The organism is Microvirga sp. HBU67558, assembly GCF_018069605.1.
GTDB classification, from domain to species: Bacteria; Pseudomonadota; Alphaproteobacteria; order Rhizobiales; family Beijerinckiaceae; genus Microvirga; species Microvirga terrae.
This window is the reverse complement of the sequence record NZ_JAGPUP010000518.1, coordinates 1-25,382: the sequence shown is the minus strand read 5'-3', so window position 1 is coordinate 25,382 and position 25,382 is coordinate 1. Positions and strand designations below refer to the sequence as shown.

General features: G+C 60.8%; 24 protein-coding genes. 12 read left to right on the top strand and 12 right to left on the bottom strand.

Annotation, left to right across the window (positions count from 1 at the left end):
• Positions 1-27: 27 nt before the first annotated feature.
• Positions 28-1,332, top strand: coding sequence for a transcriptional regulator (locus KBI52_RS15075; protein WP_247654406.1), 1,305 nt, complete (start codon positions 28-30; stop codon positions 1,330-1,332).
• 172 nt (positions 1,333-1,504) lie between these two features.
• Here the strand turns inward: KBI52_RS15075 and KBI52_RS15070 are convergent, their stop codons facing one another.
• Positions 1,505-2,404, bottom strand: a complete 900-nt coding sequence (locus tag KBI52_RS15070) for a DMT family transporter (RefSeq protein ID WP_210808474.1) — start codon at positions 2,402-2,404, stop codon at positions 1,505-1,507.
• Positions 2,405-2,833: 429 nt separating this feature from the next.
• Here KBI52_RS15070 and KBI52_RS15065 point away from each other — a divergent pair, with 429 nt between their 5' ends.
• The 3 genes from KBI52_RS15065 (at position 2,834) to KBI52_RS15055 (ending at position 5,510) form a co-directional block, all read left to right on the top strand.
• Positions 2,834-3,241 carry a nuclear transport factor 2 family protein gene (locus KBI52_RS15065; protein ID WP_210808472.1) on the top strand — a complete coding sequence of 136 codons (408 nt, stop codon included), beginning with the start codon at positions 2,834-2,836 and terminating at the stop codon, positions 3,239-3,241.
• A 171-nt stretch (positions 3,242-3,412) separates the two neighbouring features.
• Positions 3,413-4,207: a class I SAM-dependent methyltransferase gene (locus KBI52_RS15060; protein ID WP_210808470.1), complete on the top strand. Its 795-nt coding sequence runs from the start codon at positions 3,413-3,415 to the stop codon at positions 4,205-4,207.
• 232 nt (positions 4,208-4,439) lie between these two features.
• The gene (locus KBI52_RS15055; RefSeq protein WP_210808468.1) at positions 4,440-5,510 is read left to right on the top strand and encodes a medium chain dehydrogenase/reductase family protein; all 1,071 of its coding nucleotides are present in this window, start codon (positions 4,440-4,442) and stop codon (positions 5,508-5,510) included.
• A 496-nt stretch (positions 5,511-6,006) separates the two neighbouring features.
• On the opposite strand, the gene KBI52_RS15050 is transcribed toward KBI52_RS15055, so the two are convergent.
• Entirely contained in the window at positions 6,007-6,756 is a 750-nt protein-coding gene (locus KBI52_RS15050; protein ID WP_210808466.1) for an SGNH/GDSL hydrolase family protein, read from the bottom strand.
• A gap of 569 nt (positions 6,757-7,325) precedes the next feature.
• On the opposite strand from KBI52_RS15050, the gene KBI52_RS15045 reads away from it, so the two are divergent.
• Entirely contained in the window at positions 7,326-9,302 is a 1,977-nt protein-coding gene (locus KBI52_RS15045) for a PhoX family phosphatase (protein ID WP_210808464.1), read from the top strand.
• Positions 9,303-9,649: 347 nt separating this feature from the next.
• Here KBI52_RS15045 and KBI52_RS15040 read toward each other — a convergent pair whose 3' ends face one another.
• The 3 genes from KBI52_RS15040 to KBI52_RS15030 all read right to left on the bottom strand — a co-directional run bounded on the left by KBI52_RS15040 (position 9,650) and on the right by KBI52_RS15030 (position 10,586).
• Complete coding sequence (locus KBI52_RS15040) at positions 9,650-9,811, bottom strand: hypothetical protein (RefSeq protein ID WP_210808462.1); 162 nt, start codon at positions 9,809-9,811, stop codon at positions 9,650-9,652.
• 18 nt (positions 9,812-9,829) lie between these two features.
• Positions 9,830-9,988: a hypothetical protein gene (locus KBI52_RS15035; protein WP_210808460.1), complete on the bottom strand. Its 159-nt coding sequence runs from the start codon at positions 9,986-9,988 to the stop codon at positions 9,830-9,832.
• Positions 9,989-10,313: 325 nt separating this feature from the next.
• Positions 10,314-10,586, bottom strand: a complete 273-nt coding sequence (locus KBI52_RS15030; RefSeq protein WP_210808458.1) for a hypothetical protein — start codon at positions 10,584-10,586, stop codon at positions 10,314-10,316.
• Positions 10,587-11,242: 656 nt separating this feature from the next.
• Here KBI52_RS15030 and KBI52_RS15025 point away from each other — a divergent pair.
• Both KBI52_RS15025 and KBI52_RS34150 read left to right on the top strand, forming a co-directional pair.
• On the top strand, positions 11,243-12,292 hold the full coding sequence (locus tag KBI52_RS15025; RefSeq protein ID WP_210808456.1) for a helix-turn-helix domain-containing protein: 1,050 nt from the start codon (positions 11,243-11,245) through the stop codon (positions 12,290-12,292).
• A 128-nt stretch (positions 12,293-12,420) separates the two neighbouring features.
• On the top strand, positions 12,421-12,723 hold the full coding sequence (locus KBI52_RS34150; RefSeq protein ID WP_210808454.1) for a LuxR C-terminal-related transcriptional regulator: 303 nt from the start codon (positions 12,421-12,423) through the stop codon (positions 12,721-12,723).
• Positions 12,724-12,921: 198 nt separating this feature from the next.
• On the opposite strand, the gene KBI52_RS15015 is transcribed toward KBI52_RS34150, so the two are convergent.
• The gene (locus KBI52_RS15015; RefSeq protein WP_210808452.1) at positions 12,922-14,067 is read right to left on the bottom strand and encodes a GGDEF domain-containing protein; all 1,146 of its coding nucleotides are present in this window, start codon (positions 14,065-14,067) and stop codon (positions 12,922-12,924) included.
• A 519-nt stretch (positions 14,068-14,586) separates the two neighbouring features.
• On the opposite strand from KBI52_RS15015, the gene KBI52_RS15010 reads away from it, so the two are divergent.
• The 3 genes from KBI52_RS15010 (at position 14,587) to KBI52_RS15000 (ending at position 16,350) form a co-directional block, all read left to right on the top strand.
• Positions 14,587-14,745, top strand: a complete 159-nt coding sequence (locus KBI52_RS15010) for a hypothetical protein (protein ID WP_210808450.1) — start codon at positions 14,587-14,589, stop codon at positions 14,743-14,745.
• Positions 14,746-15,093: 348 nt separating this feature from the next.
• A complete protein-coding gene (locus KBI52_RS15005) occupies positions 15,094-15,474 on the top strand; it encodes a hypothetical protein (RefSeq protein WP_210808448.1) in 381 nt (126 codons plus the stop codon).
• 228 nt (positions 15,475-15,702) lie between these two features.
• The gene (locus tag KBI52_RS15000) at positions 15,703-16,350 is read left to right on the top strand and encodes a hypothetical protein (RefSeq protein WP_210808446.1); all 648 of its coding nucleotides are present in this window, start codon (positions 15,703-15,705) and stop codon (positions 16,348-16,350) included.
• 70 nt (positions 16,351-16,420) lie between these two features.
• Here KBI52_RS15000 and KBI52_RS14995 read toward each other — a convergent pair whose 3' ends face one another.
• From KBI52_RS14995 to KBI52_RS34140, 5 genes are all read right to left on the bottom strand, one after another.
• On the bottom strand, positions 16,421-17,617 hold the full coding sequence (locus tag KBI52_RS14995; protein WP_247654405.1) for a murein L,D-transpeptidase family protein: 1,197 nt from the start codon (positions 17,615-17,617) through the stop codon (positions 16,421-16,423).
• 842 nt (positions 17,618-18,459) lie between these two features.
• Positions 18,460-19,476 (bottom strand): plasmid partitioning protein RepB, encoded by a 1,017-nt coding sequence (gene repB, locus KBI52_RS14990; protein ID WP_247654404.1) that lies wholly within the window; start codon positions 19,474-19,476, stop codon positions 18,460-18,462.
• Positions 19,476-20,687 carry a plasmid partitioning protein RepA gene (gene repA, locus KBI52_RS14985; protein ID WP_210808440.1) on the bottom strand — a complete coding sequence of 404 codons (1,212 nt, stop codon included), beginning with the start codon at positions 20,685-20,687 and terminating at the stop codon, positions 19,476-19,478. The genes repB and repA overlap by 1 nt, the downstream gene beginning before the upstream one ends.
• 600 nt (positions 20,688-21,287) lie before the next feature.
• Positions 21,288-21,866 (bottom strand): tyrosine-type recombinase/integrase, encoded by a 579-nt coding sequence (locus tag KBI52_RS34145; protein ID WP_371823175.1) that lies wholly within the window; start codon positions 21,864-21,866, stop codon positions 21,288-21,290.
• Between the two features lie 54 nt (positions 21,867-21,920).
• The gene (locus tag KBI52_RS34140) at positions 21,921-22,112 is read right to left on the bottom strand and encodes a hypothetical protein (protein ID WP_371823174.1); all 192 of its coding nucleotides are present in this window, start codon (positions 22,110-22,112) and stop codon (positions 21,921-21,923) included.
• Between the two features lie 497 nt (positions 22,113-22,609).
• Between KBI52_RS34140 and accD the strand changes: the two genes are divergently transcribed.
• Positions 22,610-23,563, top strand: a complete 954-nt coding sequence (accD, locus tag KBI52_RS14975) for an acetyl-CoA carboxylase, carboxyltransferase subunit beta (protein WP_210808438.1) — start codon at positions 22,610-22,612, stop codon at positions 23,561-23,563.
• A 245-nt stretch (positions 23,564-23,808) separates the two neighbouring features.
• Positions 23,809-24,054, top strand: coding sequence for a hypothetical protein (locus tag KBI52_RS14970; RefSeq protein ID WP_210808436.1), 246 nt, complete (start codon positions 23,809-23,811; stop codon positions 24,052-24,054).
• A 296-nt stretch (positions 24,055-24,350) separates the two neighbouring features.
• Here the strand turns inward: KBI52_RS14970 and KBI52_RS14965 are convergent, their stop codons facing one another.
• Positions 24,351-25,259, bottom strand: a complete 909-nt coding sequence (locus KBI52_RS14965; protein WP_210808434.1) for a recombinase family protein — start codon at positions 25,257-25,259, stop codon at positions 24,351-24,353.
• Positions 25,260-25,382: the final 123 nt, after the last annotated feature.

Sequence of the window (25,382 nt, the reverse complement as noted above, 5' to 3'; positions counted from 1 at the left end):
GGATCGGCCCATGAGTTCGTCCGACGAGTGCTTCCTCTCAGCTTCGACGATTTCGGTCCTCAGAAGGTCAAGAACATAGCCGAGCCGGTCCCAATCTTCGGCGTGCGTCTGTCACATCGAGCATCCATTCCACAACGAGACCCGCCGCCTATTCCTGACAAGCCTTCAGTGGTTGTTCTGCCCTTCACGACCTCAAAGGTCGAGGACGAGTATCTGGCGGACGGCATCACCGACGACATCATCACGATCCTCTCGAAGATGAGATGGCTGTTCATCATCGCGCGAAACTCGGCTTTCGCCTACAAGGGCAAGGCGGTCGAGGTAACGCAGATCGCTCGCCAACTTGGGGTCGTTTATGTCGTGAGCGGCACCCTGCGCTATTCCGGATCACGAGTCCGGATTTCAGTCCAACTGGCTGAGGGCGAGACCGGAGGCTCGGTTTGGGCCGAACGATATGAGCGTGAATTGGAGGACATCTTCCGGCTTCAGGATGAGGTTGCCGAGCAGGTGGCAGGAGCGATTGAACCCGAGCTTCTCCAGAAGGAAGGGCAGCGCATGGCTGGTCGGCCTTCCCAGAACCTCACCGCTTGGGACGTTGTGCGTCGGGGAATGTGGGAGTTTCATAAGTTCACGCGCCCAACCCACCTCGCCGCCCTGGACCTGTTCAAGAAGGCTATCGAGATCGCGCCTGATGCAGCAGACGGCTATATCTGGTTGAGCCGGACCTATAGCGGTCTGGTCGCCTACGGCTGGGCCGATGATCCGGACGCAGCCCTCCAGGCCGCCATCCCTGCCGCAGTGCGTGCCGTTCAGCTTGATGACAAGAACCCGTACGCCCACTACGCCGTTGTGGTCAGCCATACGTTCGCAGGATTGTTCGACGCTGCAATCAGGGCGGCGGATCATACGCTGAGCCTCAGCCCGAGCTTTGCCCTGGGCCATATCATGTCGGGGGTGGCACGGCTGTATGCGGGCCGGGCGCAGGATGCGATTGAACCGCTGGAACACGGGCTTAGACTCAGCCCGCTTGAGCCCCAGAACTTCGCCTGGAACCTTCAATTGGCGTTTGCCTGCTATTTTGCGGGCCAGCCCGAGAAAGGGCTGAAAGCGGCACGGCAGGCTTTGGACCTGCGCACGCATTGGTCGCCTGCGCTGAGGATGGTGGCACTCTGCGCAGTGGCATTGGGAGACCAAGAGACCGCCCGCTCGGCGCTTACGGAGATGCGCGCCTCCGGTGATCCGGCCTGGGATATCACGCCGAGGATGATCAGGTTCAACCCTCGTTGGGGCGAGCACATGGATCAGGTCCTCAGCGAATGGATGTCGTCCTAACGGATTGCTGGCTTCACGGCTCATCGGGGATGCGGGGGCGAGGGCGGCACCGCAATGGGGCGATGCTCCAAGCCGCCATTGAACCTGTTTGGTGTACTGGGCAGCGATCCAGCTCTTCATCTGCTCCCTGTGACAAGGCCCCAGCAGCAAAAGGTCGGCGTGACGATCAAGCTCAGGCCACTCTGTGTCGGAGCTCATCGAGCCGCTCGGTGACCAGATGGCCAAGCACCGCGATCATAACGATACCGCCTCCGATCAGGGCAAGTGGGCCAGGTACTTCGCCGACTGCCAGCCAGACCCCGATGGGCGCCAGGACCGTTTCCAGGACAGATACAAGGCCCGCTTCCGCTGCCGGAATCAACTGCACGCCGGCTGAAAACATGACCAGCCCGAGGCCCATCTGACAGATCCCAAAGACGGCAAGCAGCATGAGATCGTTCAGCGAAACCTCTGTGGGACTGGCAAGAGGCGCGGTGACGAGAGCGGTGATCAGGCATGCGGCGCACATCGCGTCCGTCATCGGCAAATCCGGATAGCGCCGGGCGACGACAATGGTGGCCGCCAAACAGACAGCGACGATCACGGACAGAAGATCACCGAGTAAGCGGCCGCTCACGGCTGAATCCGAGACCATGATGCCAACGCCGAGCAGCGCCAGCGAGATCGCCACCAGGGTGTGCATTGACACCCGCTCACGCATGAGGAGCCAGGCACCGAGAGCCGCGAAGAAGGGTGCCGTTGCCTGGATGAACAGGACGTTGGCGACGGTTGTTTCATACAGTGCGGTGATGAAGGAGATCATTGCTGCCGAAAATGCCACTGCAATGCCGAGGCTCGGACAACCGAAGCGTTTGACCACCGCCCGCCAATCGCCCCGCTCCTTAAATGCGATATAGCAGCACAGAAAAGCAGCGGCGAAGATGGAGCGCCAGAAGAGCGTGGTCCAGGCGTCCGTCGCAGTGAGCCGCGTCAGGATCCCGGCGATGCTCCAGGCAGCGGCCGCACCAGCCACCAGTGCAACTCCACGCCAGCGGCGGCTCACCGCACCGGGCTCAATGGCGAACTCTGGCATGACGATCGACCCGCAATGGCTGCCGCCTCCTGGGCAGGAGCAGTGGCCCGCGGGAGCTGCACGTCATCCTCGCTCCCGCAAAGCCAGAATGTCAATCGGTGCCGCCGTGCCGAGCCTCTGGGCGCGACCAGGATCAAAGTGCAACGTTGAGCGAACTCAATGAAAGTCCGTCAACGATGCCAATTCAGAAAACCTGATAAAGTCGGTCTAGTACCACGAAGAGACCTTCCGGCCTGGGATCAACCCTCGCGCTGAACCCTCAACAGCTCACAGATTGAAAGGGATTTCAGACCGGATGGTTCATGGGCCTGGACTGATCCGTGTCAGGGGCTTTGGAACACGGAACTGAGTTGCAGCCCATCATCGTCTGGGTGATGACCTCAAGCGGGTGTAAACTGCGTCCTGGGGCTGGCACCGGAGGAGACTCTCATGCGGACAGGCTCACGCACCACCCTGGTGGCGGCTCTCATGATCTTCTCTGGTTCCGTTCAGGCCGGAACCGAGGACGAGGTGAAGGCGCAGTTCAGCAAGTTCGTTGCAGCCCAAAACGCCCATGACTCGAAGGCTGTAGGCGACACGCTGCTCGACAGCCCCCAGTTTCTCTGGATCACACGGGGAGCGCCCATCTGGAGCCGTGAGGCGGCGCTCAGGCGGTTTGAGGCGCTGTACCAAGGCACATGGTCGCTCGATCCCAAGACGGACGAACTCAAGGTCATCGAGATCCAGCCAGGCGTGGCCCAGCTCTACGTCCCCGTCACCTTCATGATTGCTCCGGCCGGCCAGACCGCCCAGCCCAGCCGTTTCCTCATGAACCAGATCTTGGTCAGGACGTCCTAGGGCTGGAGAATATCGAGCATTTTGCCGATCCCGGTGCCAATGCCGTGATCTGGCTCGACGCCCGGGTACTGCGCGTAAACCCGAGAAGACGGTCTGCGGAACATCCTCGTCACACCGGCCAGCACTTGGGTAAGATAGACGCTCGAAGGGCCTGAGCCGATGGAGGCTGCGATGACGGAGACGAAGACGTCGTTTCGGGACTTCGAGCATCAGGGCTGGTCGGATCATGAGGTGGCCACCACCTATCATGGCCTCTTCTCACCGCTCACGGTGCAAGCCATCGGGGCACTTCTTGATGCCACCGGGGTCAGACCTGGGACGCGGGTCGCGGACGTCGCCACCGGGCCCGGCTATGTCGCAGCGGCGGCGGCCGAGCGCGGGGCCGAGGTCGTGGGCATTGACTTCTCCTCAACCCAGCTCGCCCTGGCGCGGCAGCTTTATCCCGATATCGAGTTCCGCCACGGCGATGCAGGTGCCCTCCCGCTGCCCGACGACAGCTTCGATGCCGTGATCAGCAACTTTGGCATCCCGCATTTTCCTGATCCGGACGCTTTTCTGCGCGAGGCATACCGCGTCCTCCGCCACACCGGCCGCGTGGCCTTCAGTACCTGGGCCTCCCCGCAGGAGTGCGTCGGCTTCGGGTGGATCTACAGCGCCGTGCAAGCCCACGGTCGGATGGACGTTCCCCTGCCGCCGGGCCCCAACTTCTTCCCCTTCGGCGATCCGGCCCAGTGCGAGCGCAGTCTCCAGGCGGCCGGCTTCGGGTCCGTGACCGTCACCAAGGTGCCGCAGGTCTGGCGGGTGGTGCCGCCGGACGCTCCCTTCGACATACTCCTCAAAGGCACCGTTCGGGCGGCGGACCTGCTCCGGGCGCAGACGCCAGAGGCACTGGCGGCCATCCGCGATGCGGTGCGCCAGGGCGTCGCCGCTCACGCGCGGGACGGTGCGTTCGAATGCTGGACCTAGGTCGGATCACCTACAGGATAGGGCCGTACGGGGGCATGGTCGCCGACATGTGAATGCCGGCTCCGCGGCGGCTCGCTGATTTGAGATAAATCAAGGCGGAGCGGCAGGCGGGCCGGGTAGGATGTCGCATTGTATGTCTCGCCATCCGGCATGGCGGTAGACCCTTGGCACAGGAGCCGCTCAGGCCTTTTCCGTCCTTGCACTGGATCACGAGATTGCAAGGAGAACGCCCATGATGGAGCCGCGCAATCAGGTTGTTCAGGTCGGGCGCTTCGGCGGTCCCGACGGATTGGAGGTGGTCGACGCCCCCCTGCCGACGGCCGGTCCGGGCGAGGTGCGGGTGCGCGTGCTCGCCTCGGGCCTCGAATACACCGACGTCACGATCCGGCGCCACCTCTACGCACAAACGATGCGTCTGCAGCCGCCGTTCGTGCTGGGCTATGACATGGTTGGGGACATCGATCGGCTCGGCGACGGCGTGACCGGCTTCCAGCTTGGCGAGCGCGTGGCCGACATGACGGTCGTCGGCTCGAATGCCGCCTATCGCACGCTCCGGGCCAAAGACCTGACCCGGGTGCCGCCGGGCATCGATCCGGCGGAGGCGGCCACGCTGATCCTGAGTTGGACCACCGCCTACCAGCTCCTGCATCGCACAGCCCGGGTGCAGCGCGGTCAGCGCGTGCTCGTGCAGGGAGCTGCCGGCGCCGTCGGCCAGGCGCTGCTGACGCTCGGCCGGATGGCGGGGCTGGAGCTGTGGGGCACTGCACGGGGCGAGCACGCCGGGATTGTCCGCGACCTCGGTGCTACGCCGATCGACTATCAGCGCGAAGACTTCACGCGCGTCCTGCCGGGCGGGTTCGATGTCGTCTTCGACGGTGTCGGTGAGGACGATTATCGCCGCTCGTTCGCGGCGCTCAGGCCCAGCGGTCTGCTCTGCGCCTACGGCTACTCGGCGAACGTGCAGGCGGAGCGTCGCCTCCTAAGCCTCCTGATGTGGCTCGTACGCGTGTACGTCTGGCGGCAGGTGCTGAGCTTGTTGCCCCGCGGCAAGCGCCTGCGCCTATACTCGATCAACCTGATGCGGGCCCGCCATTCGGCTTGGTTCCGGGAAGACCTGGAGCGGCTCTTCAACATGTTGGCGACAGGCGCGATCCGGCCGCGTGTTGCCGAGCGGATCTCGTTCGAGGAGGTCGCCGAGGCGCACCGCCGTCTCGAAGCGGGCGGCCTCGACGGCAAGCTCGTCCTGTGCCCGGATCTCGGGCCGCAACGTGACCGAGCACCGGCCCGAACGTCGCACGGATGACCTCTGATGATCGCGGCTGCGGTCCATAGCTCGCTACCGAGCCGAAGCAGAACGAATTGCAGGTCATTGTGGAGAGCACGCGGGAGGTAATTGTGGTCGCGCCCTTACAGGACAGCCAACACGACGGGCACGTCGAAAGGGAGAACGCTAGCGGATAACCAGACCGTGTGCAACGTCTACGCCATCGTCGGGACAAGTCTTTAGGTCAGGCTGTGAGATTTCCGCCCTTTCGGAATGTCTGGTTAGGCGACAATTGCTGCCTTGCGGCTTAGGTCTCAAGTGTGCCAGCAGAAGACATTCCGCCTTCACACGGGATTCCAATTTGTGGAAGGCTGTAGCTGAAATGAGGCCGCGGCGGCCATTATACGGGCCAAGCGGCGGGGTTACCCTGTGCCCGTGAGGGTGAACAATCGGCCAAAGAAAAGGCCGCTGTCACCAGCGGCCCGGAGTTTGGTCCAGTTCACACCGTGATGAACCGTCCTCCAAGGAACAGATCTTATTGCAGGATTGCCTTGACCTTTTCAGCAACACCGGCGCCGATGGCCTTGTGAGCCTCAGGGCTGAGGTGAACACCATCAATCCCGTCAGTCGTTGTCAGTTGACCGACATCAAGGAACTCGGCCCCTGCCGCTTTGGCAATCGCCTCATAATAACCAGGAAGAGCTTTCGTCTTCTCGACGCCGCCAGCGAACCTCTCGGCGCGCCCTTCAGGGAACAGCTTCCCCAGTGGGGGTGGAGCAAGCACCAGAACCTTGGGAGCGGAATACGATGTTCCCACGCCGCCCTTGGTCTGTGCCACAATGTCGATCAGTTTACCCATGCCAAGTGCGATCCGGAATGGCGAACGGTCGAACATCTTCTTCACGTCATTGGTGCCAAGCATGATCACAACGACATCAAGCGGCTGGTGCGTGGCAAGGGCAGAGGACAAGTAGGCGGATCCATCGAGACCGGCGCCCGAGATATGAGGTAGCGTCGGATCGGGGATGTCGGTTGTGCGAGCGCTCAGCCCCTCATCAATCACCTCATACCCTGATCCAAGTGCTGCCTGGAGAACGCCGGGCCAACGCACGTCTTTGGGATAGCGAGTAGTAGAGCCGCTTTCGACCGGGATATAGCCCCAAGTATTGGAGTCGCCATAGACCATGATGCGCTTGGCGGCCCCGTCGGCGGCATGCGCAATGCTTCCGGTAAGAAGCGCGACTGCCGTGAGTGCGCCGACGAGACTGCGTCGGGTGAGAGACATGTGGGTTTCCTCCTTTGATTGCCGACCCTGGATTCGATCTGGCAATCAACAGAGGAGCCTACCGAAGCAGCCACTGAACAGAGATCACGCCTCATGGCTGAGTTGCGACTACTACAATCATACTTTCGGCCGATACACTCAGGACGACCGTCACGTGATTCCTGCTACCCACTCTGTTCCTGCAAACACCCGGACAAATACCCCTGACAAGACACTCTGTTGCCGAAGGCTCGGGAGCACTTAAGGAGGCTCACTGTCCGTTTGTTATGGAATTCAGCACCAATGGCATTACACCCTCGGTCCAGGCATATGCTCCAACACGGGATGGTTTGGAACGGGTCAGAGAGTAACGAACAGCAAATGAAATGGAGGTCCGTTCACCACCTCATGAGAGGACCAAAGCGTTTCTTCCGGCTCGTGCCATCTTGAGATGTTCAGCACACCGGATCCCTCTTTTGTGGCGGTCAGCCGGCCTACAGAGTGGGTGGATCTCCGATCTTTTGTCGCCTTACTATGATCGTCCATCCTGCGGGTGCACTCCAAAGGATCAGGAGAACATAGAGGAAACAATGGAACGCCAGATTTCAGCTACCAAAGCCTATGAGGAATCCGAGGACATTGGCCGCAATCCCTCAGAGAATGCTACTCTGGGGGACGTAATCGGCGCCCGGTTCAGCCGGCGTGATCTGCTCAAGGGTGCCCTGGCGGCGACCGCCATTTCGGCGACCGTCAGCCCCCTGGCCTTGGCCGTCGCCGAAAAGGCGCAGGCCCAGGGCGCAACCCCCACCTTCAGCTTCAAGGAGGTCACAGCCGGTATCGACGAGAGGCACCACATCGCGGAGGGCTATGACGCTGACATTCTCATCCGTTGGGGTGATCCGATCTTCGCCGATGGGACAGAGTTCGATCCGCAGGCTCAGACGGCCGAGAAGCAGCGCCGGCAGTTCGGCTATAACAACGATTTCCTCGGCTACTTCCCCATCGACGGCTCCAACCACGGGCTCCTGGTCGCCAATCACGAGTACACCAGTGAGGAGCTGATGTTCCCCGGCCTTGGCATGCAGGACACCAAGGAAGCCGACTTCAAGGGCATGACGAAGGAACTCGTTGACATCGAGATGGCCGCCCATGGCGGCTCGGTGATCGAGGTCCAGCGCCAGAACGACAAGTGGAGCTTCGTTCCGAACTCCAAATATGCCAGGCGCATTACCGCCGACACGCCGATGGAGATCACCGGCCCCGCTGCCGGGCACGACCGGCTGAAGACGCAGGCGGACCCTGCCGGAAAGCAGGTGCTGGGCATGCTCAACAACTGTGCTGGCGGCGTGACGCCGTGGGGCACCTGGGTCACCTGCGAGGAGAACATCAACGGCTACTTCTGGGGCAAGCTCGCCGACGATCATCCGGAAGCACGCAATCACAAGCGCTATGGCGTGCCCGGCAACCGCTATGCCTGGGGCAAGTGGCATGAGCGCTTCGACTTCGCCAAGGAGCCGAACGAGGCCAATCGCTTCGGCTGGATCGTCGAGATCGATCCGTTCGATCCCAACTCGACCCCGAAGAAGCGCACGGCCATGGGCCGGTTCAAGCACGAGGGTGCTGCCGGCATCACCAACAAGGACGGGCGGTATGTCGTCTACTCCGGCGACGATGAGCGCTTCGAGTACATCTATAAGTTCGTTACCCGCGACACGGTGAATCCCAACGACCGGCAGGCGAACATGGACCTGCTCGCCGAGGGCACGCTCTACGTTGGCAAGTACAACGAGGACGGCACGGGCGAGTGGTTGCCGCTGGTTCACGGCCAGGGACCGCTGACCGAGGCAAACGGGTTCCGGTCGCAGGCCGATGTGGTGATCGAAGCCCGGCGGGCAGCCGACCTGTTAGGGGCGACCAAGATGGATCGGCCTGAGGATGTGGAAGCCAATCCGAAGACCAACAAGGTCTATGCGATGCTGACCAACAACGACCGGCGTAAGACCGATCAGGTCAACGCGGCCAACCCACGTCCGGAGAACAAGTTCGGCCACATCGTCGAGATGACCCCTGACGATCTGGATCATGCCGGGACGAAGTTCCGGTGGGAGATCCTGGTGCGCTGCGGCGATCCGTCGGTGGCGGCGGTGGGCGCCACCTTCTCGTCGGCCACCACGAAGGATGGCTGGTTCGGCATGCCGGACAACTGTGCGGTCGACAACATGGGCCGGCTCTGGATCACTACCGACGGCAACTCGGGCGTGACCACCGGACGCTCTGATGGCGTTTGGGCGATGGAAACCGAGGGCGAGTTGCGTGGCACGTCCCGGCACTTCTTCCGCTGCCCGACCGGGGCGGAGATGTGTGGTCCGATCTTCACTCCGGACGACGAGACGATGTTCGTGGCCGTGCAGCATCCGGGCGAGGATGGCCAGGACTGGCCGGCATTTGGCCGGGCGTCGACCTTTGATGATCCGTCGACCCGCTGGCCGGATTTCAAGGCCGGCATGCCGCCGCGGCCCGCCATCGTGGCGATCACCAGGCAGGGTGGCGGCAAGATCGGCGTGTAAAGCCGGGAGCCCAACAGCCTGCTCATTGCCTGCAATCAGTTCTGGGACGCCCGCAAAACCAGCGAGCGTCCCAGCGCTTTCACATCATGTGCTCTCGATTCCCGCAGGAGCCCGTCCGCTGCGCTCCCGCTGTTTGCGAAGGTCCGGAGCGGGTCGATGCTGTTGAAAAACTCCCGGGGCCTTCCTCGTCCATCTATTACTAGCATCAGCGTGCCAGATCAGGCCCAGCATCCTGTATGCTGACCACGCGAAAAACGGCAGTTGCCGAGTTTTTCAACAGCATCGGTCAATCTGAGCCGTTGAGCGTGGCCTTGTGAAGGTCAGCTTACCATATGAGCAACGGAAGTTCAGCTTTCGTCTGCCTCATGCCAGAAGACGACGATCTGGCGCTTGCCGTCTCCGGTCGTCTTGTAGGTGCCGGTGAAGCCGCTCAGGATCGTGAAAGATCGGGAGAGGTGGTCACCCTCGCGCACGATGTCCTGATCCTCCTTGAGGACAGCCACCTCCATGGGCAGGTCAAGCAGCGCCTACCGCTCGTCGTCCTTGGGCGAAAAGATGCTCTCCAGCCTGCGGATGAGCGGATGGTGGTCGGTTGCTAAATGGGCGGGCATCATCGCCATCTCTCCTGTGCCTGCGGGAGCAGGACCGAGGCTCACACCTGCGCCGTGGCCATAGGTGATGGCCAAGCCATCCTTTCAGGCAGGTGAATGGCTGTCGTTGACCTATGTTATCCCTTTGCGACGTATGCTCGGGGGTGAGCAAGCTGCTCGACCCTCCGGTAGACCCGCAGCACAGGAGGCGTTGGGGCTCGAAGTGACGGGGCAGCTGCCATGCGAATGGAGAATGACACTCTGTTCAAGCGCGCCGAGGCTGTCCTGGCGGAAACCGCCCGGCTTCGAAAAGCCCACGTGCAGTTCCGGCAACAGGTGCGGCGTCAAATCGATGAGATGGAGCGGATCGGGCAGGAGCTCGATCCGCTGCTGCCGCATCCAGCCGGAGAGATAGCCGAGGTCAGGAGGCTCCTGGCCCAGGATGCGGCTGAGGCGCAGGGGCGAGAGCCCGCTCATGTCGGGCGATCGTGTCCAGGATGAGTTGGCGGTGTTCCTGCCAGGCCACCATGGTCTCGTCGAGCAGGCGCAGCAGATCCCGGGCCAGAGCGGTGTCGTGGCCGTCCCGGGTCATTCTCTGGATCAGGGCGAGTTGCTCGGCGATGCGCTGCTCGCCTGCCGCAAGATGCCGATCTGCGGTGACGAGGTCTTCGCGTTCTCGTTGGAGGTCGTTCATGGCGACCCTCCTCGACCATGCAGGCGGGAGCGCATGTCTTTCAGCCACCGGCGCCTACGGGTTCGGATCGGCTGTGATGGCGGCACTATGCGCCCTGGTGGCTCAGAAGTCCAAGCGGGGCCGCGCAATTTAGCATAAGCGCCGGTCTGGAATGCACCTGCTGCTACCGAAATTTAACCTTGTCCGTTTCAGGATGCCGGCACCGGGCGCGTCGCGTATCAGCCCGATCAAGGCGGGGCCCCTACCCTCGCCAGCGCCCTGGCTGAGGTCCACGACTCCCTCGGCTGGGGCCTCAGGCGCTCTCAGCCGGAGGTCCGCAAGAACCCCTCGGTGAGGGCGTTTCTCCTGCATCGGCCCAACCACAGCATGTCAAACCTACCGCGAACAAAGGCTTGCGCACAGCGAAGGCTGGGTCACTTCGCGGATCTGTCTCGGGTTAACGTTTCTTAATCTGGCAAAGCGAAGCAAGGGAAGAACAAACGGTTAGTGGCAGCTCCGGGCCCCCACACGTCTCCGAGGGAACACAAAGGTTAGACGGCGAAGTAACAAGATGTTCATCTTAACCTTGACAAAGCCTCGCCTTTCAATCTTGTTCTGTTAGTCTTCTCCCAGGCTCTTATCTGAATTATAACGAGCTCTGGGGCACCTTCAGATCTATGCCAAGTCTGCCGTCCTTTTCTTTCAAGGGATCCCTGGTATCCGCGCCGGAGGAGGCATACTGGATATGGCGCAACATTGTCTCGCCCCTGTTTGACGTAGAGGTCGCAGATACCCGAGCCGTCGCATCGTTCCAGGTCAAAATCGACAGTTACCACTTTGGTCCGTTGCTTCTCGGAAGCGTGGCAGCGAGTGGACAAGAGTTCCGCCGCTCACCGGTGACGATTGCGCGCAGCGGTGTCGATCATTACCTCGTGCAGCTTTATCCTGTCGGCGGCTACGCGGGAGATGCAGAGGGCCGAACGGTCCATGTCCGTCCTGGCGACCTCAGCATCCTTGATCTGTCCCGGACGCTGCATACCCGGGCGGAGACCTTTCAGAACCTCAGTCTCGTGGTTCCGCGATCGGTATTGGAGCCTCTGGTGAGGAATCCTGATGGACTCCATGGCCTTGTGCTCTCAGGTCAGTCCTCTCTCGGCCACCTGCTCGCCACCTATCTGAGCACCGTCTATCAGACGGCAGGCTCTCTCAGTTCAGAAGATGGGGCTCGTATCTCTAACGCGACCGCTAGCCTTGTCGCTGCCTGTTTCGGCCCTGCGGCCGACGCTCATGAGACAACAACGATCGCCAAACGCGCTGCACTGATCCTGACGATCAAGCGCTATATCGACAACAATCTGGCAGATCCATTGCTGACGGTGGACGGCATCGGCCGCGAGTTCCGACTGTCAAGGGCCACGCTCGGCCGAATGTTCGAGCCATTGGGTGGATTAGCGGCGTTCATCCGGGCACGACGGATGCTCCGCTGCTTCAGCGAGATCACGTCATCAGCCCATGCTCATCGCTCCATTGCGGATATCGCCTACTCGTGGGGCTTCAACAATGAAACCGCCTTCAGCCGGACGTTCCGCGGAATGTTCGATATGTCGCCCCGGGAAGCCCGAGCCGAGGGCGCCCTGGCTCATCGGACAATCAAACATCTTCAGCCTGGCTCGAATGGATCTGGCCAGCCAATCTTGGCCGAGTGGATCCAATATCTTCAGGTCTGATGGGCTCTACCTCCTTTGATCCCGCGCGTGAGATAAACGGCGCAAAGCTTGAGGCAAACTGCAAAGTATTTCCCCGCCCGATCCGCTAAACAGGCTACAGGGTTAATCCGTTGCAGGGGGCAGCCGCGATGACCGCAAAGATCATTCGGCGCCGGAGGGAACCATCCGGCAGCATCATCGAAGCCGTGTACAGTCCATCTCGGTTCTTCCATCCGAAGGCAGCGAACGAGGACCGACGCCCTGCCTCCTCAGGCATGTCGCTGAGGGAAACTGAGATCATAACGCATCTAGCGACCGGCCAAAACGCGTCTGCCGTTGCGGATCTGTTGAAGATCGACGAGGCTGCCGTCAAGGAGCACATCAAGTCCATTCTGGGCAAGTTGAAGACGAGAACAGCCCGGTCGTCATCAGGTCGGCCCGTAAGCAAGTAAGTTGATCGAGACGCAACTGAGGTACACCGCAGGACGACACTTCAATGATTTCGCTTTGCGGCCACTTGACCAACGATCAAACATTATGAATGTGTGCAATGGGTCAAAAGAGTAACGAACAACAATTGAAATGAAGGTCCGCTCACCGCGTCATGAGCCGACGAAGGCCCTTGTCCGGGATAGCCATGGCGGCCTTCGCTATGCCGTAATCGGCCAATGCCGGCCAGGACTGGCGAGGCGGTAAAGCCCCTTGCCGGCGCGCTTAGCCTCGTAGCTTGCTGCGTCCGCAGCGCGCAGGAGAGCCTCCCCGTCCCCGCACTCGGGCGCCATCGCAATGCCGACGGAGACGTTGATGGCGATGGTCCGTCCTTCGATACCATAGGGACGACTGATCTCGGCAATGAGACACTCGGCCAACCTCACGGCAGCATCCGGCTCCGCGACGGGCCGTTGCAGAACCGCGAACTCGTCACCGCCGAGCCTGGCCACCACATTGCCCTCGCGAAGCGCGTGCCGCATCCGATCGGCGAACTGTCGAAGGAGATCGTCACCCGTGGCATGGCCATGGGCATCGTTCACGTGCTTGAACCCGTCGAGATCCAGGGCGAGAACCGCGTATTTCTGCCCGTCGCGCTCGAACTTCTCGGAAGCCTCCATCAGGCACTTGCGGAAAACGGCCCGGTTCGGCAGTCCCGTGAGGTCATCATGCGCGGCGCGGTGGGCGAGACTGCGCTGGGCGCGATGCAGGGCCACGAGGTTCCGGGCGCCGTGCCGGCAGGCCTCGATGTGGCTGTACCCGTACAGCAGGAGCAAACCCCCGACGATTCTATAGCTTGCGTCGGCGTGCAGCAGGCAGCCGCCGGCGAAGGCGGCCAGGACGACGCTGCCGGTGCTGATCGGGATCCAGGCCCGCCAGGCAACCCGCGTCGACGACTGCCCGGCGCAGGTCGCCATCGTGAGGCCGAGGCAAAGCAACTGGACACCGGCATCGGTTCCCGACAGGGCCCGGAGGGACATGCCCGCAATGACGGCGGCCATCAGGAGCGAGCCTGCTCCGTAGGCGAACTCCCATCCCCTCGCGGCTGCGGGCGAGAGATCCTTGTCGGCTCCGGTCCGATAGAAGGCCGCGAGCAGTCCCAGCCGGACCGCCGCCATGCCGATCGCCAGCCAAGCCAGCAGCCAGTCCCACTCGGATCCGGTGCGCCAGGCCATGAGCCAGGCGCCGACGACGACGCCCGTGGTCACCGAGGCGACCTGTGGCAGGGCCGTATAGAGCAGCCGGACGAGGTCGGCGGGGATGGGATTGGAGCGGAAGGGGCTGGGGATGGAGCTTCGGCCAGGCATGCATCGCGTCTACACGGGATGAGGAAATTCTGCCTTAGAACGAAAGTGCAATGAAGGGAAAGGGAGAATCCAAGGTCTCCCCGGGATCAAACGGAACGGGCCCGGTCGCAAGGCGACGGGCCCGTGGTGACCCGCAGGTCACACGTCACTGACGGTGTTCCGGAATGATCCGGTCAGACGGTTCACGTTGTGAAGCCGGGATTTGTGCCTCTGAACGGGAAGACCTGAGAGGCGGTCGCAGCCCAGGCGGAATGTCGATTTCGGCCTCTCTTTCAGCCCGATCCGCGGCAGGTGCGCGGTTCAGGCGGGTATGTGACCAGGGCGGCTTGAGGAACCCACGGTAAAAGCGACCCTGTTCCACCTATCAGCATGGACCTGTCATCATGGCTCTGCCTCAACGCATGTGAAGAAGCCGGCAAGAAAATCGAAGCCGAGAACTCTCGCCCCGTCCTAGGGAACGGCGAACCATGGTCCATTTTGACCGTTGGTCGGCGAGAAACGCCAGCGGAGACATGAGACATGAATGAGTTCCGCCCCGACAAGGCGGCCGAGTATCGCCAGCAGGCGGAGACGATCCGCACCCTTGCCGAGCAGGTCTCGCTCCTCGAAGCCAAGTTTCACCTGTTCGAGGCGGCCCAGCACTTGGACGAGTTGGCGACACACGAGGATCGCCGATAAGCGGTGCAGCCCCCTGGGCGTGCAACATGCGCTGCGGATTTCTGATATGCCTCGTTGAAGCAAGCCATACAGCCATCGGGGGATGGCCGTTAACGCTGCTCGGCACCAAGCACAAAATTAGGCCCTGTGATGGTCGAGCCCAGGCGCTCGGGCTATCGATGCAGCCCATCGCTCCCGCACAGGCACGGCCTCAGGTTGCCCCTCGAGGCCTTCGCTGCATTCGGACCGTGAATTTCTGCGAAGACCGTGGATGAAACGCTCACGGCGGACGTCTTAGAGCAACACTTGCATCACGATCGCATAGCTCACGCCGGTCTGTGTCAGACCGAGCGCCAGGATGGCCACAGCTTGGTTCTCGAACCGGTCGAGCTCCGTCTGACTGTCTTTGATCCCGACATGACGTTGCGGGAAGAAACACGCATTCAGCCACCCGCAGGTGAGATCCATAGGCGGCAGACAAAGGCCGCAGTCACGCTGGAGACCCAACCGACGATGTCGATGGAGCCGCTCAGGGAGGGCTGGTCCTCAATCAGCATAGCGCCGCGGGACGGCGTGCCTGTGATCCTCTGGATGATCGAGGACGAGGCCCCACCTGCGATCCCACAGTCTGTCGGGTATTGGATGCTCAATCCCAAGACCGGCATCGGGTATTGGCGTCTCTTCGGAGATCCGCCGCGCTTCTGCTCTGATCGGCAGATCCGGGCGTGGAAACAGCTTCTTCGCGATTGAGATTAGAATCTACCAGTCCCTTGTCAGGTTCGTCGTGCATCGGGCCGGGGATCGTCCCGTGCCGGAGAAACGCCACGGCAGTGAAGAGCGCTCTCCAGCGCCGACGGGCAGCCAGAAGCTGTGATCCTTCTGCAACCATGGATCCGCGAATGCCCAAGGAATGGCTAAGTCTGGTTGACGAAAGTCCTGTCAAAGGTAGGTTGTCGGCCTCCTTTGCCGATAACCGCCATGAGAAACTTCCCCTCCATTGTCGCGCGGCATGCGCTCCCCGCCTTTGGCTTTCTTGTCCTGACGGCCGAAACGCAGGCTCAGAGCCTGAACGGCATCCGCATTGGGGAGGAAATCACCACAGCATCGCGGATCGCGGGCAAGCCAGCCTCCAGAGTTGCCGCAGGGCCCCACGAGGAGGTCAGGTGGAGACTGTCTGACGGGAACAAGCTCGCGCTCGCGACGGATCCAGCGAATGGCCGGATCGCCTATGCCGAAAAGACCTGGGGCGGTCGGCCTGATGGCAAGCCCGCTGACTTTCCTGGCTTCCGCTATGGCGAGACCACCCTCGCGGACATCCGGATGCATGCGCAGAACAATGGCTTCGCCTTCGTCGAACGGCTCATGGACGAGAAGCCGGATGGTCTGCGCCTGTTCAACGCCTACGAGGTAGAGGGCTCTCCCGGCCTCGTCGTGACCTTCGTCACCCGGATGTCCACGAGGGACACGCAACGGCTCAAGGGCAAGCAGGACAGCGTCGACATCAACCGGGCGGCCAAACTGGACGGCATCATCCTCGGGGATGCTGGCTACCTCGAATCCATCTGGGGGCAAGCCAAGCTCAAGGGCAAGAACTACAAGCCCATTCGTTGGGCCTCCGTCCGCTAGGTAGCACTCGAGGCCCGGCCAAGGCGATGACAGCCTTCAGATCGCTCAGGCCCGCCAAGCCGTGTTCCCATCAGGTGTGCTTTTCCAAACGCGCGGGCACGATCTTCTGCGCTCCCAGGATCATCGGATGGTCATGGGTGAAACTCGTTGCGGCGCCATCGACTGCGGCGGACGTCAACAGCGACGGCAGTTCCGTCAGCCACGTGGACGGGCCGTCCCGCGGCGCGATGGCGACGAGCCGTTCTCCCATGGCTGGGGAAGAGACCGCCTTTGCGTCAGCGGATGATGGTGTGCAGGCACCTGGTCCGGAACACGCCGGTCGTGGCGCCGGCGCGGGCGCAATCACACGCTCGAGGCCGGCATAGGCCAGAGCCTCTGGACGGCTGACCTCACCCAAGGAGACGCCGCGGCGCCACAGGGCCGTGAAGGACGGATGCTGCCCGCCATCGGCATAGGTGGTCCGGATGGCCGCCCTGCCCTCCTCCAGCAACACCGTCACATGGTCGTCTTCCATGGCCCGGTAGGCCAATACCTCTGCTTCCGTGTCCAGGCTTTTGGTCGGCCGGAAGGTGTATCGCCCCGCCGTGACACCCACGGCGAGTTCTTCCCGAGTGGCCTCGAAGCGGTCGGAGCCCTCCTTGAGCTGGCGCCAGAACGTGATGTTCGGATCCAGGCGATGCTGAACGAGGTTCTCCGCCGTCATGCGAAACGGATAGGCTTGCAACTGGACAGCCTTCTGGCCACCTCTGAACGCCTCCCGCATAAGGGCGTATATCTCCGCCATTCCCGCGTCCGTCATGGCATAGCAGCCGGCGGACGAGCAGGTTCCGTGAACCATCAGGGCGGATCCAGTGGCCCCATGCGCCCGATCGTAGGCATTGGGAAATCCGGTGTCGAAGGACAGGTAGTGCTTGGACTTCGGGTTCATCTGGGCTGCGGTGACGGCATAGAAGCCTTCCGGAGTCTGCCGGTCGCCCTCTTTCTGCTTGAGACCGAGTTGGCCTGACCAGCGGCAGATGGGAAATGTCTTGAGGCGAATATAGCGCCCGCTTGTGCTGCGCTTCCAGACTTCGAGCTCCGCCTCCTTCTTGTAGATGCGGATCAGCATCGGTTCCGCGGGAGCGGTGTTGTTCCCTTTCATCAGGGCCATCGTTGCCGGCGGGATGGGAGTTTCGTGCTTCGGATATCCGGGCGCAGCCTCCGCGACCTGCCCGCTCAGGGCAGCAGCTATGAGAGCCAAAACAGGCAGATGTGACCATCTGAGCATGGAGATCACAGGCGGCTTTCGGTTATTGGGTGGAACGGGCACTTATGGCGTATGTAACGGGACGAGACTGCCATTTGCAGGGAATTGCGGCAACAAGTGGCTTGCCGGCAGCTCAGGATAGTCGGTTGATCGACTGAGCGGACGGGGCGACGGTTCAACCCAATCTTTGGCTAACACAGGCTACAAAGAACTCGACGCTTTGCTGGCCCGCCTGGGGCGTGATGTGATGCTCGGGCTGTCGTTCTTCACTTATCTCGGGGTCGGCTCGGACTGAACGGGCTCAGCCGCGAATTCCGCCCCTCGTCATCCTCGTGGCCCTAGTAACCTGAGGCTTGCCTCCAACTGACCCGCTTACCCAGAAAGCTACGCTTCGTTCCGAGATCTAAACCGTTGATATAATAAGGAGAGGTGACAGCAAAGGAAGCTAAACTGGAATTGACTACTGCCTTTCCTTAGGATGCGACCTGTTGAGTGGGACGACATCGTCAGCGGCTTCGTTTGGGATCTGATCACAGAGGCTTGTATCGACCTTTCGTCATCGACTGATCCGCTAAAGCCCTTGTTTTGAAAGCATTTTCTCCCGCCCAGGGGAAGCCTTCCCCTCCCCCGCTGATTAACAAAATATCTTGGAAATCGTCTTCAAACGATCAATTGAGTACGACGTCCGTCTCTGTACAAGACCAACATCAGAGATAGGCAACGCTCTAACCTACGCTCTCCCCTCCCCTCTTCCGCTGACTTTATTGTCTACATGGCGCACAACCGCCTGTTAGTTGTCCCGGTTGGGAGTGGATTGCCGGGACAGCTACGAGGACATCCTCGGAAGAGTTAGAGATGGAAGTTCATTTAGACTGGCTTCCGACGAACTCCTCGTAGAGGCTTTGCATCCTCCCAATCAGAAACTGTCCGAATTGAGGAACTGCCTTCTCATCGATGACGAGCGAAAACTTCTTGTCCGCCTGGCTGTATTTGGCCAGACGGATTCCATCTGCTGAAACCCATTGTTCTGTCTGAGGCGAAACTGGGCGTTCAGTCAGAAGAACCTTCAGGGCAATTTCAAATCTCTTGTCGCTGATCGCATTTTGGGCTTCTGGAGATTGGAGAACCTGCCGAAGTCCGGCCACCTTTTGGGCAGTCAGTTTTTCACTGAACTCTTGCCAACGCCGTTGGCCTATCGAAGGTGCATATCCAATTGCGTCAATGATATCCGTTGGGACATTCTTGATAGAGTTGATCAGCCTGGAAAGATAGGTCTTGTCGACGCACAGCGCCTGTTGAATAACTTCTCGGGAGAAGCCTGCGTCTTCAAGTCGAAGGGCAAAGCGAGCCTTCTCAATGAACGTCAGGTTTGTGCGTTCATTGTTCTCCTGCCCCTGAGCAACCACTAACTGCTCGTCGGTCAAAGGTCTGATTACGGCGCGAACTTTGATGCCAAGTTCAGTGACAGCCCGGAGGCGTCGGTGACCGTATGCGACCTGATAACGTCCCTGCTCTTTCGGATGTGGGCGCACAAGGATAGGAACCTGTTGCCCGTTGCTTTTTATAGCCTCAACGAGCTTTGCATGATCCTCTTCGGTATAAATCATCCTGTCGCGGACGAAGGATACATCAACGTCGGCAGGTTCGAGCTCGACGATTGTCAATCCCTCTGCGAGGCGCCTTTCCATCTCCTCAGCTTTTTGGGCCTTTTCAGTGATGGCTCCTAGCGACTCGGTGATTGCACCGAGTGCGCTAGCCATCCGCGGCGGCTTACGTTCTTTCCCAGCGAAGGGTCTCTCAGGCGCCATCGCGGCCGGAGGTTCGCCCCCAGCCTGCGGGATCGGTACTGCAAGATCTCCGAACAGGTTCTTACGCGACATCACACCCTCCCCCATGCCTTGCGGATCAGATCTTCGATCTCGCTGTTCACTGCCGTCAGGGACTCGAGAGCCCTGTCGTATGTACCTTTGGTAAATTGCGAGCGTTCAATTTCATAAAGGGTCTGCTTAGTAAGACCCGCGTCGGAGATGGCAGTGCTCTTGAGCATTGGATTGTTGAGCACCCGCGTTCCGAACATCGATCGCATGAACCCAACCATCTGATTTTGGGGGCCATCACCGGGTTCAAAGCGCGTGACCAAGTAGCCCATCCAGTCATAGTTTGTTGAGCCGCCGGCGTCTGATACGACACCAAGGAGATCGGCAGTCATTCGAAGGAACTGCGACATGGACATGACGTCCATCATTTGAGGATGGACAGTGATGAGAACGGAAGTCGCTGCGCAGAGAGCTGAAAGTGTGAGAAATCCCAGCTGAGGCGGGCAGTCAAAGATCACGACGTCGTACTCATCAGCGATAGGCGCCAATGCTTGGCCAATGCGAGAGAAGAAGAGCGATCCTGCCTGAGTTTTATCAGCAAGGACTTTTGGCGTGTCATGCTCAAATTCGGTCACCTCAAGTTGGCCCGGAATGATGTGAAGTCCAGGCAAGTACGAGGCGCGGATGACTTCGGTAATGTCCACTCGTTGGTCATCGTAGCGGATTGCACCGTAGATCGTCTCGTTTTCACCAACATCGAATTCAGGCTGGTGCCCCAGCATTGCCGACATGCTCGCCTGACCATCGAGATCCACTGCAAGGACCCTGTACCCTCTAAGGGCGAGGTACTGGGCTAAGTGGGTAGCTGTAGTGGTCTTCGCGCTTCCACCTTTGAAATTCATTACGGAAATGATCTGGAGCTTCTCACCGTCCTTTCGTCGCGGGATGTAGGTCCGAGAGCCCTTCGTGCCCTCGTCAAGGAAGCCGCGCAGTGCATTCATCTCCTCTACGGAGAAGGTCCGTCTCCCATTTGGCGCTGGCTCCGGAAGTGGGGCTTTGCCTGTAGTAGCGAGTTGGCGAATGTATCCTTCGTGGATACCGATAAACTTGGCGGCTTCAGCTGACGTAAAACGACGCAGACGTTTTTGTGCTGTCGGGGGAAAGATGCGCTCTTGGTGAGCTTTCAATTTGGCGGAGATTTCCTGTGCATCCCGTTCGATCAGTAGGCGCAAGTCATTCGCCTCGCTTGGGGACTGTGCGTGCTGGGCTTGCATCGGCTGAGCCTTTCCGAAGATGTTAACGCTGATCGGGCTCAAACCCGAGAATTAGCGCTGATGCTCATACAGCCGTAAATTCGTTAATCGCGAGTTAATAGATCGAGCGATTTGGCTCGGGAAATCGAACGAAGTTCGAGTTCTCGTCGCATGCATCCGGGCTGTAAGCGGCCTATGCAGGGACCGTTCAGGCGATGGAAGTTGAACATGTTCAACTCACGATAGCGAAATAAAGTTACATGATGCGCAGGGTGATCAGGGTTGGAATTGCGTGACCTTAGTCCAACTGTCTTTCTTGGTTTATGAACTCCCCTCACCTATCAACTTTGATCGTCAGGCTGTGGTTGAGCATGTCCACCCCAGAAGTTGATCTGCCAAAGCGAGTGGCATCTCAGCGGAGGTTGAACATGTTCAACTCGGAACCAGCTTGGTTGCAGGGAAGCTACGTGCTCAGGCTGCCCTCGTCACACTAGGACTAAGGCTGGTCCTGCGACTTCATCTTGAACCCAGTTGAACATGTTCAACTCGGGGCTGGAGAGCGCAGGAGCAGCAAGGTCTTAGTTCCCTCATCACAGTGGCCGAGAGCAAGCAGAATCGTGCCTAGATGTCTATTCGGACTTCCCTGCTCTGAGTGTGCTCCTGCTTGTCGTATCCGGAGGCCTGTTGGACCGATCTATGTGCTGATTGACGCATCGCGTCGACCAGCGGGATCCCGTCGCGTCCGGCTCGAGTCATGAAGCCGGACCGCAGTCCGTGGGCGCTGAAATCCGCCAGCTCCACCCCCGCCATCCGGCAGCGCTTCCTGAGAATGAGGTTGACCGACTGCGGAGTCCGTGAGTTGGCTCCGATGGAGCCGTCCTTGCGAACCTCCCTGAAGATCGGCCCGGAGGTGATGTTGGCGGCCTGCATCCATTCGTGAAGGGCAATAGCCGCACGGCCCGCAGCGAACACGAAGGCACCCTGCCCTGCCGTAGTGGTTTTCGGCCGGCCGAGAGCAATGCGAACACAGCGCGCCGTTGGCGATGCGGGGTCCGCCGGCCGCAGCTTTATGGGATCGGCCACGCCGACCTGGGAGTGCCTCACGGTCGCTACCTCACTGCGCCGCCGCCCGCTGGCCTCAATCAGGAGGATGGCCTGATCGCGGAGGTCAACAGCTTTGGAACCGCTACAGGTGGCCAAGGGTTGGTCGAGGATATCGCGGGTGACGGGCTTACGGCTCTTGCTCTGAGGATCTCAAGCTGAGGTCTTCATAGCCGAGTAGAGAGCCTTCCTGATGCCAGGCTGCTCGAACGGCGGTTCAACGCCTTTCCACTGGTGCTGGGTCGACCAGTTGAAGAGCCGCCGGGAGACCGTCTTGGGAGCATGGGGCCCTTTGACCTTGAGGATCTTCCAATCCCAGTGGCCTTCGGTAAAGTCGTCAAGCATGCCATGAGCCGCATCGATGGCGCTCTGACCCAGGGCCCACATATGGTGGCAACGAACTTCGGGACGAGCTCGGGATCAGCCGGCCATAGGAGTGGGCCTCCGGTTGCGGCGCGGCACAAAGCCTCGAGATTGGCGAGATCAGAGGCGAGGGCGCGCAGCGTGTTGACGCCCATCCTGGTACCGGCAAGATGCTTCAGGGTGGCAACATCGGCGTCGGTCAGCACCGCAGCATTATGATCAGCCGCCGCAATCGGAAGAACGGCCGCTTAGGCGTCGAGTTCTCTTGCCCGATTGAGCTGTATCGCGGGCCCGCCAACGCTCTTTGTCCCTCATTTTGCAGTGCCGTCTTTGGATCTGCCCTAGCCGGGCTATGGCAGAACCCCTCTGGCTAGTGAACTGTGACTGAGCACTCAGAGAGGGGTCGACCAGTTCGGCGTCGCACTCCTGCTGCATTCCCATGGTCTGTGCCGCGCCGGCAGATACGGAAGGAACGCCGCATGAGCTGGATTACCGATGTCGCGCCAAAGATCAAAACCCTGTTCAAGCGGGATGCGCCTGACACTGACAGCCTTTGGATCAGGTGCCCAGATTCCGGGCAGGTGGTGTTCCAAAAGGACGTTGAGGCCAACCAGTGGGTGATCCCAGGCTCTGGCCACCATATGCGCCTGTCGGCGATCCAGCGCCTAGCGCTGACCTTCGATGGGGGCCAGTGGACGGATGTGCCAGTCCCGGAGGGAGAATCCGATCCGCTGAAGTTCCGGGACACCAAGCGCTACACCGACCGCCTGAAGGAGGCCCGGACGAAAACCGGGTTAGCCGACGCGATCAAAGTCGGCACAGGAACCGTCGAAGGCCTGCCGATGACAGTGGCAGCCCATGACCCTGACTTCATCGGCGGCTCGCTCGGGGTGGCTGCCGGGGAGGTGTTCATCCGGTGTGCGGAAACGGCGATAGAGCGAGGCACTCCCTATGTGGTGTTCACCGCCTCGGGTGGAGCCCGGATGCAGGAGGGCATGCTGTCCCTCATGCAGATGGCGCGCACCACGGTTCTGATCCAGCGGCTGCGCGAGGGAAAGCTACCCTATATCGTCGTTCTCACCAACCCAACCACGGGCGGTGTGACGGCGTCTTATGCGATGCTGGGCGATGTCCATATGGCCGAGCCAGGAGCCCTGATCGGTTTCGCCGGTCCTCGGGTGATCGAGCAGACGATCCGCGAGCACTTGCCTGACGGATTCCAGAGGGCCGAGTTCCTGAAGGAACACGGCATGGTCGACATGGTAGTCCACCGCCATGATCTGCGCTCGACACTGGCGCGCCTGTGCAGCCTCCTTATGCGACTGCCTGCTCATGGGACCGGGACGACGTCCGATGCCTTGGCGGATGACTGGTCGGATCATCATGAGGCTGACCGTCCGGCACCTTCCGTTGAACAGAGCAGCCCTCTGTAAGGGGAGGGGCCATTCTCTCGCGCAACCATCAGGACCGTCACCGTTTTGGTTGAAGGACGAAGGCGAGGCGGCCACTATGGTTAACGAGAGGGAAACGGACTGGAGGCGGAATGGCGCGAAACCCGGTTCGCGATGAGCGACAAGGGGACCTGTTCGGAGCACCTCCGCCACCTGCCAAACCGGTCCACCGGACCTCCCCGGCGAGGCCAGTGCGTGAGGAGACCCCTGCGCCGGAGCGAGTGTCGTTGGGCACGCTCGGCGCGAAGGCAACCAGGCCCGAGATTGACGAACTCTTGGATGGCATGCCGGATCAGGAACTGGCCTATCTCGCGGTAGAGGCTACGCGGCTCGTGAAGCGCCGGCTCGTCCGAGGGCAGGGGAGGGGGCTCCGGCCAAAAGGCGCCGGTAGAGGCAGGTCGCCTCTTGATGATGCCCTCGTTCGGATTGGCGGCGAGCTGATGGAGTTTGAGGACCCGGGCGAGACATGGTGAGTGAATGGGAGCAGGTAGCCTCCTTAAGCGGCATGGGTCACCGTGTAGGGCGATGTTGGGAAGCATCGCCGCCAAACTGTGGAAGTCCACGAGGGGCAGGGCAGGGCGCTCGAAGCTCTAATGAGATGGCTCCGGCGGAAGCGCCGTCGCGGCTATGGAATTCGAGGCTCGGAGCTCAAGTTAACCTACCGGCGACCTGTCCACGACCTGCTGGCAGGTCATCATGATCTACCAAGGGTGGCACAAGCTATCCAAGTGTCGCACTTCGAACACAAAATCTGGTGACAGCATCGCGATCACTGGATTTCAGGGACCGCGAGGCCCATTTTGCGGGCCCGGTCGAGTTGGAATTTGACCGAGCTGGCCTTCCATTCTCTCCCGCCGCGTGGCGTCCGCTCCCGCATTCCTTCGAGCTGAGCGCCGATCTCACGCAGGGTGAGGTTCGGGTTAGAGATCGCGATGCCAGCAATGAGAGTCATGATTCGGTCGTCCGGCGGCCGCCTTCCGGCTTTCTGTAACAATTCCGGCTCAGCCATCCGCTCGGTGACCAATCGCTTGACTGCCCTTCGGAGGCTTTGATCCGTCCACCGCTGGCCTCGTGCATTCAGCACCTGCACGACATCTCGCCAGCTGTGGTCTGGCCGCATCTGGCGGACAACGGGAAGCAAGGAACCGGCTGCCGTCAAAAGGTCGCCCAGATAGACGCGGTCGCGGGCGAGGGTGGTCTTGCGGATTGCCTCCGGCCGTCCCTCACGCAACCCTGGGTTCCCCGGCCTCTTCCCCTTAGCCACTGCCGCCTTCATGCCGGCCTTCGTGCGCTCCGAGATGAGCGATCGCTCCAGCTGAGCGACGGCGCCCAGGACCTGCAGAGAGAACATGCCTTGCGGGGTCGACGTGTCGATTGGATCCCTGAGGGATTTGAAGTGGGCACCTTTCTCCTCAAGCGTCTCGATCACTTCGAGCAGATGGCTGACCGACCGGGCCAAACGATCGAGCCGAACTACCACGAGGACCTCATCTTTCGAAATCTCGCGGATGAGCCGCGAGAGAACCGGCCGAGTTCGGGAGGCGCCGGACCCGTGCTCCTGATGGATGACCGCGCAGCCGGCAGCCTTGAGCTCGTCGAGCTGAGCGTCCGTTGCCTGCTCCTCGGTTGAGACGCGGGCGTAACCGATCAAGCGTTGCCGAGTGGGGGAGGGAGTCATGTGTCAATTTCTGATGAGATTTCGGCTCTTTGTACATATTTTGCGATCACGAGAAAAGGATCGTTTGAGGGCGTCTTTCACGCGGACGCGTTAACCAGAAGAGCAGCGAGAGCTTTCACGGCG

Coding starts and splice junctions, on each gene's coding strand:
- KBI52_RS15070 (WP_210808474.1), bottom strand. CDS start 2,404: ATGCCAGAGTTCGCCATTGAGCCCGGTGCGGTGAGCCGCCGCTGGCGT.
- KBI52_RS15065 (WP_210808472.1), top strand. CDS start 2,834: ATGCGGACAGGCTCACGCACCACCCTGGTGGCGGCTCTCATGATCTTC.
- KBI52_RS15060 (WP_210808470.1), top strand. CDS start 3,413: ATGACGGAGACGAAGACGTCGTTTCGGGACTTCGAGCATCAGGGCTGG.
- KBI52_RS15055 (WP_210808468.1), top strand. CDS start 4,440: ATGATGGAGCCGCGCAATCAGGTTGTTCAGGTCGGGCGCTTCGGCGGT.
- KBI52_RS15050 (WP_210808466.1), bottom strand. CDS start 6,756: ATGTCTCTCACCCGACGCAGTCTCGTCGGCGCACTCACGGCAGTCGCG.
- KBI52_RS15045 (WP_210808464.1), top strand. CDS start 7,326: ATGGAACGCCAGATTTCAGCTACCAAAGCCTATGAGGAATCCGAGGAC.
- KBI52_RS15040 (WP_210808462.1), bottom strand. CDS start 9,811: ATGGAGGTGGCTGTCCTCAAGGAGGATCAGGACATCGTGCGCGAGGGT.
- KBI52_RS15030 (WP_210808458.1), bottom strand. CDS start 10,586: ATGAACGACCTCCAACGAGAACGCGAAGACCTCGTCACCGCAGATCGG.
- KBI52_RS15025 (WP_210808456.1), top strand. CDS start 11,243: ATGCCAAGTCTGCCGTCCTTTTCTTTCAAGGGATCCCTGGTATCCGCG.
- KBI52_RS34150 (WP_210808454.1), top strand. CDS start 12,421: ATGACCGCAAAGATCATTCGGCGCCGGAGGGAACCATCCGGCAGCATC.
- KBI52_RS15015 (WP_210808452.1), bottom strand. CDS start 14,067: ATGCCTGGCCGAAGCTCCATCCCCAGCCCCTTCCGCTCCAATCCCATC.
- KBI52_RS15010 (WP_210808450.1), top strand. CDS start 14,587: ATGAATGAGTTCCGCCCCGACAAGGCGGCCGAGTATCGCCAGCAGGCG.
- KBI52_RS15000 (WP_210808446.1), top strand. CDS start 15,703: ATGAGAAACTTCCCCTCCATTGTCGCGCGGCATGCGCTCCCCGCCTTT.
- KBI52_RS14995 (WP_247654405.1), bottom strand. CDS start 17,617: ATGCTCAGATGGTCACATCTGCCTGTTTTGGCTCTCATAGCTGCTGCC.
- repB (WP_247654404.1), bottom strand. CDS start 19,476: ATGTCGCGTAAGAACCTGTTCGGAGATCTTGCAGTACCGATCCCGCAG.
- repA (WP_210808440.1), bottom strand. CDS start 20,687: ATGCAAGCCCAGCACGCACAGTCCCCAAGCGAGGCGAATGACTTGCGC.
- KBI52_RS34140 (WP_371823174.1), bottom strand. CDS start 22,112: ATGCTTGACGACTTTACCGAAGGCCACTGGGATTGGAAGATCCTCAAG.
- accD (WP_210808438.1), top strand. CDS start 22,610: ATGAGCTGGATTACCGATGTCGCGCCAAAGATCAAAACCCTGTTCAAG.
- KBI52_RS14965 (WP_210808434.1), bottom strand. CDS start 25,259: ATGACTCCCTCCCCCACTCGGCAACGCTTGATCGGTTACGCCCGCGTC.